The 17,595-nt window shown below is 55.6% G+C and carries 15 protein-coding genes; 9 read left to right on the top strand and 6 right to left on the bottom strand.

Going from position 1 to position 17,595, the window contains the following annotated elements:
- Positions 1-27 precede the first annotated feature (27 nt).
- Positions 28-549: a photosystem I assembly protein Ycf3 gene (locus tag JX360_RS04960; RefSeq protein ID WP_244349494.1), complete on the bottom strand. Its 522-nt coding sequence runs from the start codon at positions 547-549 to the stop codon at positions 28-30.
- Positions 550-670: 121 nt separating this feature from the next.
- Positions 671-991, bottom strand: a complete 321-nt coding sequence (locus tag JX360_RS04955; RefSeq protein ID WP_244349493.1) for a CRR7 family NDH-1 assembly protein — start codon at positions 989-991, stop codon at positions 671-673.
- A gap of 138 nt (positions 992-1,129) precedes the next feature.
- On the opposite strand from JX360_RS04955, the gene trpS reads away from it, so the two are divergent.
- Entirely contained in the window at positions 1,130-2,125 is a 996-nt protein-coding gene (trpS, locus tag JX360_RS04950; RefSeq protein ID WP_244349492.1) for a tryptophan--tRNA ligase, read from the top strand.
- A gap of 27 nt (positions 2,126-2,152) precedes the next feature.
- Here trpS and JX360_RS04945 read toward each other — a convergent pair whose 3' ends face one another.
- Positions 2,153-3,172 carry a DMT family transporter gene (locus JX360_RS04945; protein WP_244349491.1) on the bottom strand — a complete coding sequence of 340 codons (1,020 nt, stop codon included), beginning with the start codon at positions 3,170-3,172 and terminating at the stop codon, positions 2,153-2,155.
- 87 nt (positions 3,173-3,259) lie between these two features.
- Here JX360_RS04945 and truB point away from each other — a divergent pair, with 87 nt between their 5' ends.
- The 4 genes from truB (at position 3,260) to JX360_RS04925 (ending at position 6,393) form a co-directional block, all read left to right on the top strand.
- Positions 3,260-4,159, top strand: a complete 900-nt coding sequence (gene truB / locus JX360_RS04940) for a tRNA pseudouridine(55) synthase TruB (protein ID WP_244349490.1) — start codon at positions 3,260-3,262, stop codon at positions 4,157-4,159.
- Positions 4,160-4,398: 239 nt separating this feature from the next.
- Positions 4,399-4,902 (top strand): allophycocyanin subunit beta, encoded by a 504-nt coding sequence (gene apcB, locus JX360_RS04935; protein ID WP_244349489.1) that lies wholly within the window; start codon positions 4,399-4,401, stop codon positions 4,900-4,902.
- 6 nt (positions 4,903-4,908) lie between these two features.
- Positions 4,909-5,088 (top strand): hypothetical protein, encoded by a 180-nt coding sequence (locus JX360_RS04930; protein WP_244349488.1) that lies wholly within the window; start codon positions 4,909-4,911, stop codon positions 5,086-5,088.
- A 108-nt stretch (positions 5,089-5,196) separates the two neighbouring features.
- Positions 5,197-6,393, top strand: coding sequence for an RNA-guided endonuclease TnpB family protein (locus tag JX360_RS04925; RefSeq protein ID WP_244349487.1), 1,197 nt, complete (start codon positions 5,197-5,199; stop codon positions 6,391-6,393).
- Positions 6,394-6,554: 161 nt separating this feature from the next.
- Here JX360_RS04925 and gcvP read toward each other — a convergent pair whose 3' ends face one another.
- Positions 6,555-9,515: an aminomethyl-transferring glycine dehydrogenase gene (gene gcvP, locus JX360_RS04920; RefSeq protein WP_244349486.1), complete on the bottom strand. Its 2,961-nt coding sequence runs from the start codon at positions 9,513-9,515 to the stop codon at positions 6,555-6,557.
- A gap of 301 nt (positions 9,516-9,816) precedes the next feature.
- Between gcvP and psbU the strand changes: the two genes are divergently transcribed.
- From psbU to typA, 3 genes are all read left to right on the top strand, one after another.
- The gene (gene psbU, locus JX360_RS04915; RefSeq protein ID WP_244349485.1) at positions 9,817-10,185 is read left to right on the top strand and encodes a photosystem II complex extrinsic protein PsbU; all 369 of its coding nucleotides are present in this window, start codon (positions 9,817-9,819) and stop codon (positions 10,183-10,185) included.
- 77 nt (positions 10,186-10,262) lie between these two features.
- Positions 10,263-10,418: a hypothetical protein gene (locus tag JX360_RS04910; protein WP_244349484.1), complete on the top strand. Its 156-nt coding sequence runs from the start codon at positions 10,263-10,265 to the stop codon at positions 10,416-10,418.
- Positions 10,419-10,862: 444 nt separating this feature from the next.
- On the top strand, positions 10,863-12,680 hold the full coding sequence (typA, locus tag JX360_RS04905; RefSeq protein WP_244349483.1) for a translational GTPase TypA: 1,818 nt from the start codon (positions 10,863-10,865) through the stop codon (positions 12,678-12,680).
- 6 nt (positions 12,681-12,686) lie between these two features.
- On the opposite strand, the gene JX360_RS04900 is transcribed toward typA, so the two are convergent.
- Positions 12,687-14,906, bottom strand: a complete 2,220-nt coding sequence (locus JX360_RS04900) for a zinc metalloprotease HtpX (protein WP_244349482.1) — start codon at positions 14,904-14,906, stop codon at positions 12,687-12,689.
- Between the two features lie 595 nt (positions 14,907-15,501).
- Here JX360_RS04900 and JX360_RS04895 point away from each other — a divergent pair.
- The gene (locus JX360_RS04895; RefSeq protein WP_244349481.1) at positions 15,502-17,316 is read left to right on the top strand and encodes a calcineurin-like phosphoesterase C-terminal domain-containing protein; all 1,815 of its coding nucleotides are present in this window, start codon (positions 15,502-15,504) and stop codon (positions 17,314-17,316) included.
- A 47-nt stretch (positions 17,317-17,363) separates the two neighbouring features.
- Here JX360_RS04895 and JX360_RS04890 read toward each other — a convergent pair.
- The coding region (locus JX360_RS04890; protein WP_244349480.1) for a hypothetical protein at positions 17,364-17,595 on the bottom strand (232 nt) is incomplete at its 5' end.

Here is a 17,595-nt window from a genome sequence, read left to right as displayed (position 1 = left end):
TAACCTATTTTGAGAGTGGCTCCCTCCTCAGTACACTTCCAGATTGGCTCGCCCGGTGATTTTTAACCAGTTTTGCGCCTCGATGTAGTTGTTGGGGGCAATGCGAATGGCACGAATCCAGTATTGGGCCGCCTCATCAAACAGGGCCTCGGCTGCTTCTTCATCTCCGGCTTCCAGGCTGGCTTCGCCCCGATGGTGTAGCAGCACGGCGATGTTGTTCAATGCAGAGCACAGACGCGGATTGAGTTCTAGGGCCTGTTGGTAGTGCTCGAGGGCTTTGTCGATCTCACCGTTGCTTTGATAGATCAAGCCCATGTTGTAGAGGATGTAACTGCGGTCTTCCTCCCCTTCCTCTAGAGCGAGGGCTTCTTTGTAGTTATCCAGGGCTTCGGCGTATTCTCCATCCCCTTGGGCAGCCATGCCATCCCGGTAGTAGGCAAAGGCTTTTTTCTGGTCGGAACTCACCCCTGGCATCAGTTTGAGAATCAGATCCGCCATGACGGTGAAGCTCTTGTCAATGAAGTTGTCGTTCTTCATGCTGCGCGGCATGGTTGACCTCTTGGGTTAGAGATGGATTTATTCACTCTTGCGTTTTATCATGCGTAGGCCGGGATCCCCTACAAACCCTCGTCCAGCTTCATGAAGTGATATGCGGTACGCTTCTCGGTTCTCATAACGATCCGAAACGGAGGGGATTTGAGGCCCGCTTATTCAGGCGCACGGGGTGCCACTGCAAAATCTCGCCGGGGGTGACCTCGACTTCACAAGCCGTATCAATCAGCCGTTGCGCTTGCGCTTGGGGGGTGGGGTAACGGGCCAGATCCGCATCTACCAGATGAGGGTGTTCCTGCAACAACTGTTCCAGAAATGCCTGCAACTCCTCAGGGCTGAGAAACTGTTCTGGCAAGCCGGGCATGAGCAGCACGTAGTGGCTAGCGGCGCGTAGCTGTTCGGGCTCGTAGTCTGAGTAGTCTGAGTTATGGACTGACATGAGTGGATCCGGATGTCTTTACTCATCATGCGCCAACTTACAGAACTCCGTGCCGCTAACGCGAGGGCAACTGCCTTGATATCCTGAAAAGGGTTTTCTTGGGTTTTCTTGGTTTGTTGTTGAGATTCGGTTCACCCTATGACCAAGCCACGCACTTTCTCTGGTATTCAGCCCTCTGGCGAACTGCATCTGGGCAATTACTTGGGGGCAATTAAAAATTGGGTGGCCGAGCAAGAGCACTACGAGAATTTCTTTTGCATTGTCGATCAGCACGCCATTACCGTCCCCCAAGATCCCAAGCTATTGAGGGAGCGTACCTGCTCGCTGTTTGCCCTCTATCTGGCCTGTGGCCTGAGCCTTGAGCATTGTGTGTTGTTTGTGCAGTCCCATGTGGCTGCTCATACGGAACTGGCTTGGTTGTTCAACACGATTACTCCGATGAACTGGGCCGAGCGCATGATCCAGTACAAGGAGAAAAAAGAGAAGCAGGGAGAAGAGACCAGTGTGGGCCTCTTTAGCTACCCGATTTTGCAGGCAGCAGACATTTTGCTCTATCAGCCCAAGTTTGTGCCGGTGGGGGAGGATCAGCGGCAGCACATCGAACTGAGTCGGGATATTGCCCGTCGCTTTAACGACCGCTTTGGTGAGGTGTTTCGCATCCCAGAAGCCCTGATTCGGGAAGAGGGAGCCCGGGTGATGAGCCTGACGGATGGTACCCGCAAGATGTCCAAATCGGATCCCTCGGATTTGAGCCGTATTCATCTCCTCGACGATGCCGATACGGTTCGCAAGAAGATTCAAAAGTGCAAAACTGACCCGATTCGCGGCATCACCTTCGACGATCCGGCCCGCCCAGAAGCCAACAATCTGCTCACCATTTACCGACTCACCTCCGGCAAAAGCAAAGAGGCGGTGGCGGCTGAATGTGCCGACATGGGCTGGGGACAGTTCAAACCGCTCCTGGCGGACAGCGTGATTGCTGCCCTAGAACCGATCCAGAAGCACTACCACGAACTCTGGAATAACCCCGACCATTTGCTCCACTTGATGCGAGAAAATGCTGCCAAAGCCCGTACCATTGCCAATCAAACGCTGCAAACCGCTCGGGACGCGATGGGCTTTCTGCCCGCCTAATAAGCTTTTGTATGGGTGCCGATGGAGCTAGCGATCCGGGTTCCCATCCCGAATTTCGACGGTACTCAGCACCCAACCCAAGCCCAATTCCGAGAGGATCCCTTTCCACCCCAGTTGTAGCCGAGCTTGCCATTCCTGGCGGTGGTTGATCAGATAGACACAAATGAGGGTGATGGCCACCCCCAACCACTGCAGCCGTGTCAGGGATTCTCCTAGGAAGGTGCTGCCGAATAGAAGGGCAAAGACAGGGGTTAAAAAGGTGAGGGAGCTAAATTCGGTCAGATTCTCTTGGGAAGCGAAATAGAAAAAGAGGGCATAGGCCAGCGCACTACCCAGCACTGAAGCATAGAGCAATCCAAGCCAATGGGATCCGCTTAAGCCCTGCCACTGCTGAGTTTCCGTGAGTCCCGAGAGGAGGATCAAAGGCAGGCTGCCCAACACCATGTGCCAACCCGTCGCCAAGACTGGATCAGCGACTTCTGCCACCTTCGGCATCATCACGGTGCCAATCGCCATCGACAAAGAGGCCATCAACATCCAAAGCACACCGGAGCTGAGGTGCAGGGATCCCCCACCCGATAGGCCGATGAGGCCAATGCCTAGTACCCCAATGCCGAGACTGACCCAACCGAGGGATCCCATCCGTTCCCGATAAAACCAGGTGGCCATCAAGGCAACAGCCAAGGGTTGCGAGTCAATCAACACAGATCCCAAGCCCGCGCCGGTTTCGGTTAACCCTTGGGCCAAAAACCCCTGAAAACAGGTGCCATCCACTAGCGCAAAAGCCACTACCCACAGCCAGCCCCGTAGCCCCTGGGGATGCCAGGGTTTGGGGTGAGATTGAGCCTGAGAGCCACGCCCTTGCCAAAGTCGGAAGGCTAGCACCAGGATCCCAGCCGGCAGCAACCGCAGAATGGCGATGAAGAGCGGCGTGGTTTCCGCCAAGGCATCCCGCATCACCACCATCGCCGAACCCCAGAGAAAGAAAGGGGCGATCATCAGCAGGCGTTGCCAGATAGGCTGAGAAAACAGGGCAGGTTGGGGCATAAGTACTTAAGACTTTGGGACAGAAATTAACCCCATGTTAAGCGCTAAGGCAGTTCGGTTACAAATCTTAATGATTGGTGGATAACCATGGGATCCCTGGAGGGCTTTCTCAACCTGGATAAACCGGCAGGCTTCACCTCCCACGACTGTGTGGCGGTGGTACGGCGGGTGTTGCGCACCCGTAAGGTGGGCCATGGGGGCACTTTAGATCCGGCGGCAACAGGGGTTTTGCCGATGGCTGTGGGGCGAGCGACGCGGTTTTTGTCCTTTTTGTCCGGCGATAAAGCCTACCGCGCCACCTTCCGTTTGGGGCAACGCAGCGATACCGACGATGCTGAAGGGCAGATCCAGGTGGGATCCCCTTGTCCTAACCTAGGCCGGGAACAGGTGGAGCAGCTCTTGCAGGAGTTTATGGGGGAGATTGAGCAGGTGCCGCCTCTCTACAGCGCCATCAAACGGCAGGGCAAAAAACTCTATCAGTGGGCTCGGGCCGGTGTGGAAGCCTCGGAACTGCAACTGGAGCCGCGCCGGGTGGTGATTCATCGACTGCAGATTGTGCAATGGCGACCTGGAGACTTCCCCGAAATTGATCTGGAGATCACCTGCGAACCGGGTACTTACATTCGTGCCATCGCCCGTGATCTGGGGGAGAAATTGGGCTGCGGAGGACTGATGAGCCGGTTGCGGCGCTTACAAAGTGGCCCGTTTCGCATTGAGGAGAGTCTGCCCCTGGATCTCTGGCAGGGATCCGTCGATCCCACCGCGGCGCTCCTGCCGATCGAAACGGGTTTTTTACACTGGGATCCGATAGTGCTATCCCCCGATGGGGCCAAACGGTGGCAGCAGGGGCAAGCAATCGACCTCGATCCGCCCTATCCCAACTCCGAGACCGTGCGGGTGCTGGACAATGATGGCCAGTTTTTGGGGTTGGGGCAACGTCAGGACACGCTGCTCAAGCCGCTGCGGGTGTTGCTGCCGGATCCCTGAATTGTTGCAGGGATGTTACATTTTCGTAACAACATTTGCCATTCTCTCAGGGCAAAGTCAGCAAGAAACCCCTGCATGTTAGACTTCTGAGGGCGAATTGGGAGCCTAGAGCCTTGACTGTTTCTGGGCCATCGCCTACTTTCTGAGGTTTGCATTCGGATCCCGGTTAGCAAAATCTCTTCTCATTTTTTCATCTCAGCCGATTCAATAAAAGACGCTACAGGAACGGAGCTTGGGATATGCGTGATGCTGTGACCACACTGATCAAAACCTACGACCTGACAGGCCGCTACCTGGATCGGGATGCGATGGACACACTCAAGTCTTTTTATGACTCGGGGCTACGGCGCATCAAGGCAGTGAATGTAATCAATCTCAACTCAGTGGATATCGTCAAGACGGCTGCCGCGGGCATGTTCACCCAGGTGCCGGATCTGATTCGTCCGGGGGGCAATGCCTATACCACCCGCCGCTATGCCACCTGTTTGCGGGATATGGACTATTTCTTGCGCTATGCTTCCTATGCCATCGTAGCTGCCGATACCAGCATTTTGGATGAACGGGTGCTGGCGGGGCTGCGGGAAACCTACAACTCTCTCGGTGTGCCAATTGCACCGACGGTGATTGGTATCCAAAACATGAAGGTGCGAACCCTAGAGCTGCTGGGCACTGACGAAGACTACAGCTTTGTAGCCGAACCCTTTGACTACCTGAGCGACGGGCTGAGCGAAAGAGATATTTGAGCCGATTTGAGCACCCGCTCTCAACCCAAGCCCTGCCAGCACTGCAGCCAAGCGGTGCATATTCGTTATGGCATCCAGTTTGAGGCGACAGGCCGTTGGTGGTTGGTATGCCCTACCTGCTGGGATCCCCTCAGCCGGAACAATCCTTTCTGCCGTTATGGGGGTACCTGGAAAGCGGGAGGGTAGTTACTCATAGTTACGAAAAGCAGCGTAAAGCCCCCGGTTTCTAACCGGGGGATATAAGCGCACAGGCTGAATTTATTCAGCAACAGAAATATATATACAATAGTCCCCATGAAACGGGTCACCACCACACTCAAGCTCAAGTTTCTTGACCTCAATGCGGTCAAAGCAGAGATGTTTAACCAGACGGTTTGTGCGACAACCGCACTGGCAAACGAACTGCTCCGCATCAGTCCGAAGGAACGAAAAGCCTTGACAACCGCCAAAGTGGTGACACCACTCAAGTCGGCCCTCTCCAACCAGGTGATTCGTGTCCTGAAGGGGAAAGCCGGCCAGCGGGTCAAGCACTTCAAAGTGTTCTGGCCAGAGGTCAACAACCAAAACTGGAAGCTGCACAAAGTAGGTAGCACCTACTCGGTGAGTTTTCCCACGATTCAGGGTGACAAGCGGGTTCCCCTTGAGGTTAGCAGTTCCTACTATGCCGAGCGTCTTGAGCGCATCCTGGCCGAACAGGATTGTGAACGGGGAACCTTGAAACTCATGAAGCTACGGGGCTGTTGGTACGCGGTTGTATCTATCACTTGGGAAGTTCCCGAAGTGAAGAGTACGGAGCGACTGGGTGTTGACCGGGGGCAGAACCGTTTGGCAGTGGCGGCCACCCGTTGGGGTCGGGCGGTGTTTTTTGGGGGTGGAGAGGTAGCCTATCGTCGTCGTCGTTTCCAGAAGCGTCGTGCCCAGTTGCAACAGGCGGGTAAATACCGAGCACTCAAGCGACTGGAGCGCAAAGAAGCCCGTTGGATGAGGGCGGTCAACCACACCGTGAGCCGCCGCATTGTACGGTTTGCCAAGGCGGTAAATGCGGATGTGTGGATGGAAGACCTCTCAGGTATCCGCCAATCCAGACAGAGCCAGAAGGCGCGTTCGGATGCCGGGAAATCGCGCCATACCTGGTCGTACTACGACCTGGAGTGGAAGGTTGCCTACAAGCTGGAAATGGCAGGTAGAACTCTACACAAGCGCCCTGCTGCCTACACATCCAAAACCGACCACAGGACAGGATTGATCTGCTCCGCAGGGCCGGAGGCCATTGGGAAAAGGAGTGGGCATCTGTTCACTGGGCAGGACGGGTATTGCTGTGATGCCGACTGGAATGCCGCAATGAACATTGCCCAGTGGGACGGATTCGCGTGTCCTCTGAGTCTAAAAGAAGCCGTATCTGTAATGGGTACGGTCGGCTCAGGGGATGGGGTAGTTGGCAATCCCCTGAACTCCATGAATCCTCCACAGCTTCAAGCTGTGGGGAGCTAGAAGGGAGAATCCCCCGGTTTCTAACCGGGGGAGTGTCAAAGTTCATTGAGCTGAAATTGCCTTAAGGCTCCACAAAAGTAGGGGCTGTCCTGCGGAGCAGTCTTTTTGCTGTTTTGTCGGATTGAAGGACTGGGGATCCCATGGGATCCCTGTTGAGGCGTCTAGTCTTCCAACCAAGGCTGGCAACTACAAACCAAATGTCGATCCCCGTAGGCGTTGTCAATCCGGCTCACGCTTGGCCAAAACTTGTGAGCTTTCACCCAGGGGGCAGGGTAGGCGGCTAGCGAACGGGAATAGGGACGATCCCACTGATCCGCCGTCACCACTTCGGCAGTGTGAGGCGCCTGCTTGAGGAGATTGTGAACGGGATCCGCCTCCCCCCGCTCAATGGCAGCGATCTCCTGGCGAATGGCGATCATTGCCTCACAAAAGCGATCCAACTCCTCCAGCGACTCACTCTCCGTCGGTTCCACCATCATCGTGCCCGCCACCGGCCAAGAAATGGTAGGGGCATGAAAGCCATAGTCCATCAGCCGTTTGGCCACATCCTCCACCTCGATACCTGCACTCTTCTTGAGGGGGCGCAAATCCAAAATGCACTCGTGGGCCACCAGGCCTGTGGATCCCTTGTAGAGCACCGGGTAGTAGGGATCCAACCGCTTGGCAATGTAGTTGGCATTCAAAATCGCCACTTGGGTGGCAAGGGTCAGTCCGGCGGATCCCATCAGGCGAATGTAAGCCCAAGAAATGGGCAAAATGCTGGCACTGCCCCAAGGGGCGGCACTGACGGGCCCCCTGCACCCCGGGAGAAAAGGATGACCGGGCAAATAAGGCAACAAATGGGCTGCCACCCCAATCGGCCCTACCCCCGGCCCGCCTCCCCCGTGGGGAATACAGAAGGTTTTGTGCAGGTTCAGATGGCAAACATCCGCCCCCAACTCAGCAGGACGGCAAAGGCCCACCTGGGCGTTGAGATTGGCCCCATCCATGTACACCTGCCCACCCGCCTCATGGATAATCTGGCAGATGTCCCGGATCCCTTCCTCAAACACACCGTGGGTGGAGGGATAGGTAATCATCAAAGCCGCCAGCTGCTCCCGATGTCGTTCGGCTTTGCTGCGCAAATCCTCGATATCGATGTTGCCGGCTGCATCACAAGCCACGCTCACTACCCGCATTCCTGCCATCACTGCGCTGGCTGGGTTGGTACCGTGGGCGGAGGTGGGGATCAGACACACTTGCCGATGTCCTTCTCCTCGGGCCTGGTGGTAACGGCGAATCGCCAACAAACCGGCATACTCCCCCTGGGATCCGGCATTGGGCTGTAGGGAAACCCCGGCAAAGCCGGTGATCTCCGCCAACATCTGTTCCAGTTGGGCAAATAGCGTTTGGTAGCCGCGCGTCTGCTCCAGAGGGACAAAAGGATGGATCTGAGCAAATTCCGGCCAACTCACCGGGATCATCTCCACCGTGGCGTTTAGCTTCATGGTGCAGGAACCGAGCGGGATCATGGAGTGGGTCAAAGATAGATCCCGACTTTGCAGGCGGTGAATATAGCGCAGGAGCTCGGTTTCTGAGTGGTAACGGTTGAAGACGGGGTGCGTCAAATAGGGTGTGGTGCGGATCAAACTGGGGGGCAAGCTCCGACTCAAATCGGGCAACGGCTGATTGGGATCCCAGCCTTCTCGTTCCTCAAAGGGGAGATTGGAGCCGGTAAAAAGTTGGAATAGATCCCATATATCGACTGCGGTTGTGGCTTCATCCAGACTGATCCCCACCGTTCGCTCGTCGATTTGCCGCAGATTGATCCGCTGTTGGACGGCCCGAGCCTGAATCTCTTGGATCTGGGCTGGGGATTGACCTTGCACCCAAAAGGTGTCGAAAAAGTGCTCTGGCCCCACCTTGTAGCCCAGCTCCCGGATACTGGCCGCCAACCGATGGGCCTGCCCATAGATCCTCAAGGCCATCTTCCGTAATCCCTTAGGGCCGTGATAGACCGCGTACAGGGAGGCCATCACCGCCAGAAGCACCTGGGCCGTACAGATGTTGCTGGTGGCTTTGTCGCGGCGGATGTGTTGCTCGCGCGTTTGTAGCGCTAGGCGTAGGGCAGGCTTACCTTGGGCATCTTGAGAAACACCCACCAGGCGTCCCGGTAATAGACGTTTGTGGGCTTCGCGGGTGGCAAAGTAGGCGGCATGGGGGCCTCCGTACCCAAGTGGGATGCCAAAGCGTTGCGTGGATCCGACGACAATATCTGCCCCCCATTCCCCGGGTGGTTTTAGAAGGGTCAAGCTGAGCAAGTCAGCAGCCACCGTAACCAGGATCCCCCGCTGATGGGCTTGCTCGACCAACTGGTGATAGTCCCGAATCTCACCGGAGGTGTTGGGATACTGCAGCAGCAGGCCAAAGCTTTCTCCGTCCAACCGAAACTCCGCCGGATCCGCCACGCGAATCTGGATCCCCAACGGCTCGGCCCGCGTTTGCAATACCGCCAAGGTTTGGGGATGACAGCCTCGATCCACCCAGAAGATGGAGCTGCCTTTGGCCGCTAGCCCATAACTGAGGGTCATGGCTTCTGCTGCTGCGGTGGCTTCATCCAGCAAAGAGGCATTGGCGATCTCCATCCCCGTCAGATCGATCACCATCGTCTGAAAATTCAGCAGGGCTTCTAACCGTCCCTGGGCGATCTCCGCTTGGTAAGGAGTGTACTGAGTGTACCAGCCAGGGTTTTCCAGAATGTTGCGCTGAATAACGGGCGGAGTCAGACAGTTGGAGTAGCCCATCCCCAAAAAGGAGCGCCACACCTGGTTTTGAGCAGCAATCTCCTTCAGCTCCGCCAACACCTGCTGCTCGGTGCGCGGGGATCCCAACCGCAAAGGCTGTGGGGTACGAATCGCCGTCGGTACCGTTTTCTCCACCAATTCCTGGAGAGAACCCAGCCCCAAAACCGCCAACATTTGCTCAATCTGCTTGGGATCCGGGCCAATATGCCGCCATACAAACTGCTCCGATTGCTGAAGAAGCCCCAGCTCAGGAGATTGGGGTGGTGTCCCGTCTGTAGGGAGTTGCTCCTGCGCGGGGGAGGTGGAAATGGCCGGATTGAGAGTAGCGGAGTCAGTCATGGTGCAAGGCTGGACTCAAAAAAGAGACTGTCTCCTGATCATAGTTGTTAAAAATTGTTTCTGTAGGAATCGAGATCCCACCTCGGCTCTCGATTCGGGGTAGGGGGGATGAGAGACTAAATGGTTGGAAGATATTACAGCTTTTCCCGACTTCAGGTCCCGACTTCATAGAGGACTTGAGGCTGAGCAGGATCCTTGCTAGGCAAGAGATGAGTCTGTGTTGGCTGTAGTCAGTATCGCTGGAAAAGCTGTATCGCCCAATCAAACGAGCGTTTTGAACCCTGTTCGGAGAAGTGGTGTTATGCGTTTCCTGTTGTCCGCCCTAGTTCGTTTCCTGTTGATTGTGTGTCTGTGTTTTGCCCCTTTGGGGATCCTGGGTGTGGCTCATGCTGCGGAACTTCCCGCTGTGAAGCATCTGGATGCCCCGATTGATGTGAACAACACCATCTTGCGCAACTACCGCCAATTGCCTGGGTTCTACCCCAATTTGGCCCGCACTTTGGTGCAGAATGCTCCCTACAACAGCTTGGAGGATATGCTGCGGATCCCGGGCCTGACAGAGGAACAAAAAGCCTTGATCAAAGCTAATGCCGAGAACTTTGTCATCGGTGAGTATCAGGAGGGGGCCAACCAACTGGAAAACCGCATCAACCAAGGCTACTACGGTTGATCCTAATGCTCCCAACAGAATGGCTGTTGAAGGGAATGGGCTCGTTGGACTGCCTCTTTACCGATTAAAGGGGGAGTGTGGCCTACGATGACCCTACGGGTCGTCCGGAGGACGATAACGTCTGCAAGTACCTGGTGGAGCTGTTTCCCGATACTTTTGCCGAGTGGTTGCTGGGATCCCCTGTTCCCTGGGTTCAGCTGCAGCCGACGGAACTTTCCAGCAAGCCCATCTGAGCCGATTCCCTCATGCTCCTGAGGGCCGAAAACCTGATCCTGCACCTGGAGTTCCAAACCGACCCCGACCCTGAGCTGCCTTTTCGCATGGCCGATTACTGTCTGCGCCTCTACCGCCGCTACCCCGACCAGCAGCTGCGGCAGCTCGTAATTTACCTGCGAAAAACCCGGTCGGAACGGGTGTACCAGACCAGCTTCCAGAGAGGAGGGCCTGCAAGAGGACTTACAACAAGGCTTACAGCAAGAAGCAAGCCGACTGACCTTGAATCAACTGCGGCGCAAGCTAGGGCTTTTGCCGGAAGAGACAGCTGAGACCATCCGGTGAGGAGTGCTGAGCACAAAGCTAAGAGTGTTTACCAATGTAACGCTCCTTTGCGTTAAAGTTGTAAAGAAATGCCTGCGGCAACCCAGCCAGAAAGGCCATATCTCTTTTGGCTTATTTTTATGTCACTCCCCATCCGTAATGTCGCCATCATTGCCCACGTTGATCATGGCAAAACCACCCTCGTGGACGCGCTGTTGCGGCAAGCGGGCACCTTTCGGGAGGGGGAGGAAGTTCCCACCTGTGTGATGGACTCCAATACCCTGGAGCGGGAACGGGGCATCACCATCCTTTCCAAAAATACGGCAGTTCGCTACGGTGAAACCCTCATCAATATTGTCGATACGCCCGGCCACGCTGATTTTGGTGGCGAGGTGGAACGGGTGCTGGGCATGGTGGAGGGGTGTCTACTGATTGTGGATGCCAACGAAGGCCCGATGCCGCAAACCCGGTTTGTACTCCGTAAGGCCCTGGAAAAAGGGTTGCGCCCCATTGTGGTGGTGAACAAGATCGACCGTCCCCGCGCCGAACCCTACAAAGCGATTGACAAGGTGCTAGATCTATTTTTGGAGCTGGGCGCAGACGAAGACCAGTGTGACTTCCCCTATCTGTTTGCCTCTGGGCTACAGGGCTTTGCCCTCGAAGAGGCCGATCTAAACGATTTTCTGGCAGGGAACTACAGCGGATCCCTGGATATGCAGCCCCTTTTTGACGGGATCCTGAAGCATGTCCCTCCACCGATTGGCGATGCCAGCAAGCCGCTACAGTTGCAAGTCACCACCCTGGAGTACTCGGAGTATCTGGGTCGGATCGTGATTGGCAAGATCCACAACGGCACCATCCGTCTCGGGGAGCAACTGGCCCTAGTGAAAGAAGAGGGCAAGATCGTCAAAAACAAGGTCACCAAGCTGTTTGGCTTTCAGGGGTTGCAGCGGATCGAACTGACCGAAGCTACAGTTGGGCACATTGTCGCAGTGGCTGGATTTGCGGAGGCCAACATTGGTCATACCCTGACTAGCCCGGATAATCCACAAGCCTTACCCCTGATTAAGGTAGATGAGCCCACCTTGCAGATGGTGCTCTGCGTGAACGATTCCCCCTTTGCTGGCCAGGAAGGCACCTTTGTCACCTCCCGGCAACTGCGGGAGCGGCTGATGCGGGAATTGGAAACCAACGTTGCCCTGCGGGTGGAAGAAACCGACTCCCCGGATCGCTTCTTGGTGTCGGGTCGGGGGGAACTGCACTTGGGCATTTTGCTAGAAACCATGCGGCGGGAAGGCTATGAGTTCCAGGTGGGGCAGCCACGGGTAATTTTCCGGGAAGTGAACGGCCAACCCTACGAACCCTACGAGTGCTTGGTGCTGGATGTGCCGGAGTCAGCGATGGGATCCTGTATCGAACGGTTGGGGCAACGGCGGGGGGAAATGCAGAACATGATGGTTGGCTCCGATGGGCGGGCGCAACTGGAATTTGTCATTCCGGCACGGGGGTTGATCGGCTTCCGGGGTGAGTTCATCCGCATGACCCGTGGGGAAGGGATCATGAGCCACAGCTTTTTGGAGTACCGCCCCATGACTGCCGAAATGGAGATGCGCCGCAATGGGGTGCTGATTGCGTTTGAAGAAGGGGTCGCCACCAGCTACTCCCTCAAAAATGCTGAGGATCGGGGGGTGTTTTTCATCTCACCGGGAACCCGTGTCTACAAAGGCATGGTGGTGGGAGAACACAATCGCCCGCAGGATCTGGAGTTGAACGTCTGCAAAACCAAGCAGTTGACCAACCACCGCGCGGCGGGGGGAGAAGAACTGGTGCATTTGCAGGCCCCCGTGGATATGAATCTGGAGCGGGCCCTCGAGTACATCAGTGAGGATGAGTTAGTAGAGATCACCCCCAAGTCGGTGCGCCTACGGAAAGCTCAGCTTACCACCTCCCGCCGCTGAATCCCTTCAACCAAACCAAAACACAGGTCGCCCCTGCTGCCGCAAGTAGAACGCCAGATTGGGGAAATAAAAGGCCCCCCAGATGCCTACCAAGACCACACCCGCCCCAAACAGGATTAGCCACAGGCGCGGGCGACTGTGAATCCTTTCGGATCCCACCTGTATATAGGCCAGATCCAACCAAGCGGTGTTGCCGCGGCGAAACCAGCCCACCAGTTTGACCCGCTTGCCCATGAGTGCCCGAATGCGTTTCAGACGGGAAAACACATTGCCTACTGGCCCGAAAGGGGAGGTAAAGCGTACCGGGATCAACCCCGTAGAGTCCTGTAGCTTCAGTTCCGCCCCCAATTGATAGCCAGAACGCCCCAGCCCCACCAGTTCTCCTTCCAACTCCACCCACTGACCCCGGCGGGGATCCGCGTAGGGATCCGCAACCAAACTCAGGACATCTGTCAATCGGGCTTGGGGGGTGCGCCGGTACATCAAGCCGGCCTTAGCCCACAACCCTACCCCGTAACCCACCACCACCGCCGCCAAGATCACCTTGGGATCCAGACGATTTTGCAGCGTCAGATAGAGGATCAACCCCACCAGCCAACCGATCAGGATCCCGACCACCTCAGCAGCATAAATGGCCAGATCCCACCCAAACTGACCCTTAAGGCGAGCTGCATCCAGCTTTTGTCCAGCTTGGGATCCCAGCCCCAGCTCCATTGGCAGCCGCAACCGTTCTCCATATCCTGCCAAAACCTTGAAACGGTGCCCCATCAAGGGATGGCTGGAATTGGCCTGCATCCAACGGGCCCAGGGATTGTACTGATCCCAGAGAAAGATTTGTCCCACTTGCTCTGGCTGCATCAGTGGATCTTCCGGATTCTGTAAAACCCGATTTGCCGCTCCGGCAGCGGTTGTGGTTTTGAAATCCAGCAGAGCAAACAGGCGAGTACAGTGCAGCAAAGAAGCAGGCCGTTTGTCGTTTTTGTGGGCCTCTTGCAGGCCATCAGCACTTTTGATCAGGGCGCTGATCAACCCATTGGGATTGCCCGTCACTTCCACTGCAAAGTGATCGGCATGATAAGTGCCAAGGCGAGACAGAAAAAACAAAGGATAGGACAAAACCGTGTAGAGCAAGTAAATGAACGGAGCCACATGACCGATTAAGTCTTTGCGCCGACTCTGGCCCCGCCCTTCCCCCAGTTTGCTCACCTGCTCCAAAGCTAGGTAAATCAGTTGAACCGGGGATCCCAGCAGGGTCATCACCAGGGCATCCCCATTCACAATCCGCCCCAAGGCTTGAGCATAGACCGCTGCAATTTCATCCTCAGTGAGTTGCTCCAACAGTCCTTTCGTGACCACAATCCGGCAGCCATCCGAAAAAGTGCCATAGACAAATGCCAGGGGGCCAGCATCCGGGATCACCCCCAAGCGAGGCTGTTTCAGTTGCTTCTGGGCGCAGATGCGTTGCAGGAGGCGGGCGGTTTCGGGGCTATGGCGCTCGATTTCACTGAGGCTGGCCCAACGCAATTTGTGCAGCCGTTGGTGCAGTTGATCCATCAGCCAGGGGGCAAAGAACAAAAGGCCCACGCCAACGTTGATCGCTAAGCTACCGGCCACCAGCCAGCGCAACCCATTGCGCAGCCAGGGCAGCACCCCCCGCAACCAAGACAGTTGGCGCGGAAAGCCCAATCGACTGAAATCCAGTTGTCCGCCCACCAGCGCAAAACAAACCCACCACAACAGCGCCGCGGCCAGCAGCAGGGATCCCCATTTGGCCCAGCGCAAAGAACCGGCCCGATCCGGTAAGGGGAGCTTCATGCCCAGTTGAATGGCCCGTTGACGAGCGGATGGGGCTCCTAAGTCGGGTTTAGTCTTAGGGTTAGGGGCTGGCTCTACGGGAATAGAGGAAGCAGAACGCTTTTGGGCCGGGGGGAAAGGTTCGGAGTCCTTTTCTGCGACGACAGGCAGACGGAGAAGGATTTTTTGGGCCCAACTTTGCACCTGTGGGTTGGGGTGTTGCAGCAGTTCAAGGCAGAGGGTCCGCGCTTTTCGTATCTGGCCCGATTGATGGTAGGCCCGCACCAGGTTCATTTTGGCTTCAAGGGTTTCGCTGTTGGGTGGAGCTGCCGGGATCCCTTGGGCCAAGTAGTCTTCAAAAAGTTGAATAGCTTCTTGAAAACGGCCCTGCCGCAGTGCTTCTTTGCCTGCCTGGACGGCATCGGAGATCATCAGCTTGCTCCTGTCGCGGATCTGCCTGTTACCCCAGCTTACCCAGGGATCCGACCTAGAGAGGCCTTATCCCCCCGAAGAGGGTAGTTGAGGGATCAGCGAATCTGGGCAAGGTAGCCTGTTCGGAGTTCCAGATGAAACAAAAGGTGAAATCTGTCTATCCACCTCGATGGCAATACCCCTCTACCCGATGGCAGCCAACAGAAAAGATGCACTTGTCCAAGTCAACTCAGTCAAGTAACCAAAACCCAAGCAAATCTCTGCAAAGATTCCGAGAAAACGGCTTAACCGAGTCATGCCCAAACCTTAAACTCATCTTGGTTGGCATCCCACTTTTTCTTGGTCAGAATTATGGTTCCCACACAAAGCCGAAAACAAGAAGAGCACAACAATGAACCGCTACGTTAAACAAATTACCCTTAGATTAGGCCTTGTTGTCATTTTTATAGCAGCTTTTTTCTTTTATACACAATCTGTAGGCGAGTCGGTTAAGTTTAGCGCTCCCTTTGACGGAGCTATAGCCAACTCTAGTACAAGCTCTAGTGCAGAAGTCTCAGCGGCTGGAGAGACGGTATCGGGGATTGTTTTTGAGGATTTGAACCAGGATGGCGAACATCAAGCCGATGAGCCTGGGATCCCGGAAATCATCGTCTCCAATGGGCGTGACGTGACCCTAACAGACTCGGAGGGAGCCTACAGCCTGCCCGTCTTCGACAACATGACCGTCATGGTCAGCAAACCTTCTGGCTACAGAGTACCCCTTGACGAGAATAATGTGCCGCAGTTTTCCTATATTCACAAGCCAGAGGGGACACCCACACAACTTCGCTATGGCGGGATAGCCCCAACCGGGCCGTTGCCAGACTCCATTGATTTTCCCTTAACTCGCAGCGAGGAATCAAACTCCTTTTCTTGTGTAGTGATGGGAGATACACAGCCCTACTCCAATACTGAAATAGGCTATGTCCGGGATACAGTTGTTAAGGATCTCCTCGCTCAGGATCTCTCTTCCTCAAGGTGCATGATTTTGCTTGGGGATGTGATGGGAGATGATCTCAGCCTGTTGCCTCGGTTCATGAATGTGATGGGGGCAGTAGGTTTGCCTCAGTATTACATCCATGGCAATCATGACTACGATTTCGATGCCACCTCCGATGAAGATTCTGCCGATAGTTGGCGATACATTTATGGGCCTAACTACTTCAGTTTCCAGATTGGCGATGTGTTTTTCGTGGTTTTGGATAATGTGGTTTATCCCTGTGGCGAAGCCGATGCTGGCTCCGGCGGTCGAGAAGCCTGTACCCGTGCCGATGCGGATCCCACCTACAATGGCCGGATTCCAGAACAGCAAATGACTTGGCTGGAAAACACCTTAGAATACGTGCCCCAAGACAACCTGGTGGTGGTGATGCATCACATTCCACTGGTCTCCTTCATCGACAGCAATAGCGGGCGCCACCAAACCGATAATGCCAATGAGTTGTACAAGCTCCTGGAAGGTCGGCCTGCCCTCTCTCTGTCCGGCCATACCCACACCTACGAAATTTTGTCTACTGGAGAATCCTTTCGGGGCTGGCAAGAGCAAGTGGGGGTTTCCCGCCTTCCTTTCGACCATATTGTCGGCGGTGCCCCTTCCGGCAATTGGTGGCAGGGGGACTTTAGCTTCGACGGGATCCCGATGGCTTTTACCCGTGGAGGTACCCCGCAGGGCTACTTGATGATTCACTTTGACCAAGCGGACTATCGGGTGGATTTTTATGCCTCCAATCAGCCACAGCAGCGGAAGATGGCCCTATCTTTTAATACCCCTGCCTTTCGCTCTTGGTTTGAAACCCTGTGGAAATGGCAAGACGATCGAGGGCCAGGGACAGAAGAGATTCCACCCCTAACCGTGAACGATCTAGAGGATCTCAAGCTCTTTACCCCAGATGAGCTGGCGGAAGGGGTTTATCTGACGGCAAATGTGTGGAGCGGAGAACGCAATACGGAGGTGTCTGTCAGCATCGATAACGGTGCTCCCCAGGCGATGACGCGCACACAGCCCGGAGAGGGAGAGGATATTCTTGCCGGCCCCGAGTATGCGGATCCCTTTTCGGTGCCGCGGCAATTAACCATTGGGCGCTATGCCTACCAGAGTACGTCTGGGGATCCCCGGGCACAGGGGTTCGAGATTTGGCAAGGCTCACGATTTGGGCCGGTGGCTCCTCAGGGGATTGCCAGTTGGGGAATTGCCAACAGTTCTACCCATCTCTGGCGGTGGCCTTTGCCTTCCGACTTACCCATGGGATCCCATGTGGCCAGCGTGACGGTGAAGGATCGCTATGGGCGAGAATTTGTGGAGCGGATCCCTTTCGAAGTGCGGGCGGAACGGCCCTTTAGATACTGGAATGATGAGCTGTGGAAGGGCTAGAGCATGGCCCATCTCGGGAGTCATCTAGCATTACCCCTCAGCACCCCTCAGCTCTTCAGCAGGCATCGCCGTAACCGATTCAGAGCGGTTTGGGTGCTCCACCAGTGGATCCCTTCTCGACCGCGGAGGGTGCCGAACTGATACTCGTAACCCTGATTGACTGACAAAAGCTGCTTACAGATAGCTGGGTGCCTTGCTGTGCGGTAGTTTTGGAGATTGAAGAGATGAAGGGGGAGCCAGCGTTCTAAGCTTAGATACCACTCAAAACCGTGAACGCTG

Origin of the sequence: Thermostichus vulcanus str. 'Rupite' (genome assembly GCF_022848905.1) — a bacterium.
GTDB classification, from domain to species: domain Bacteria; phylum Cyanobacteriota; class Cyanobacteriia; order Thermostichales; family Thermostichaceae; genus Thermostichus; species Thermostichus vulcanus_A.
The sequence above is the reverse complement of the archived record's forward strand: the minus strand, read 5'-3'. Positions and strand labels throughout refer to the sequence as shown.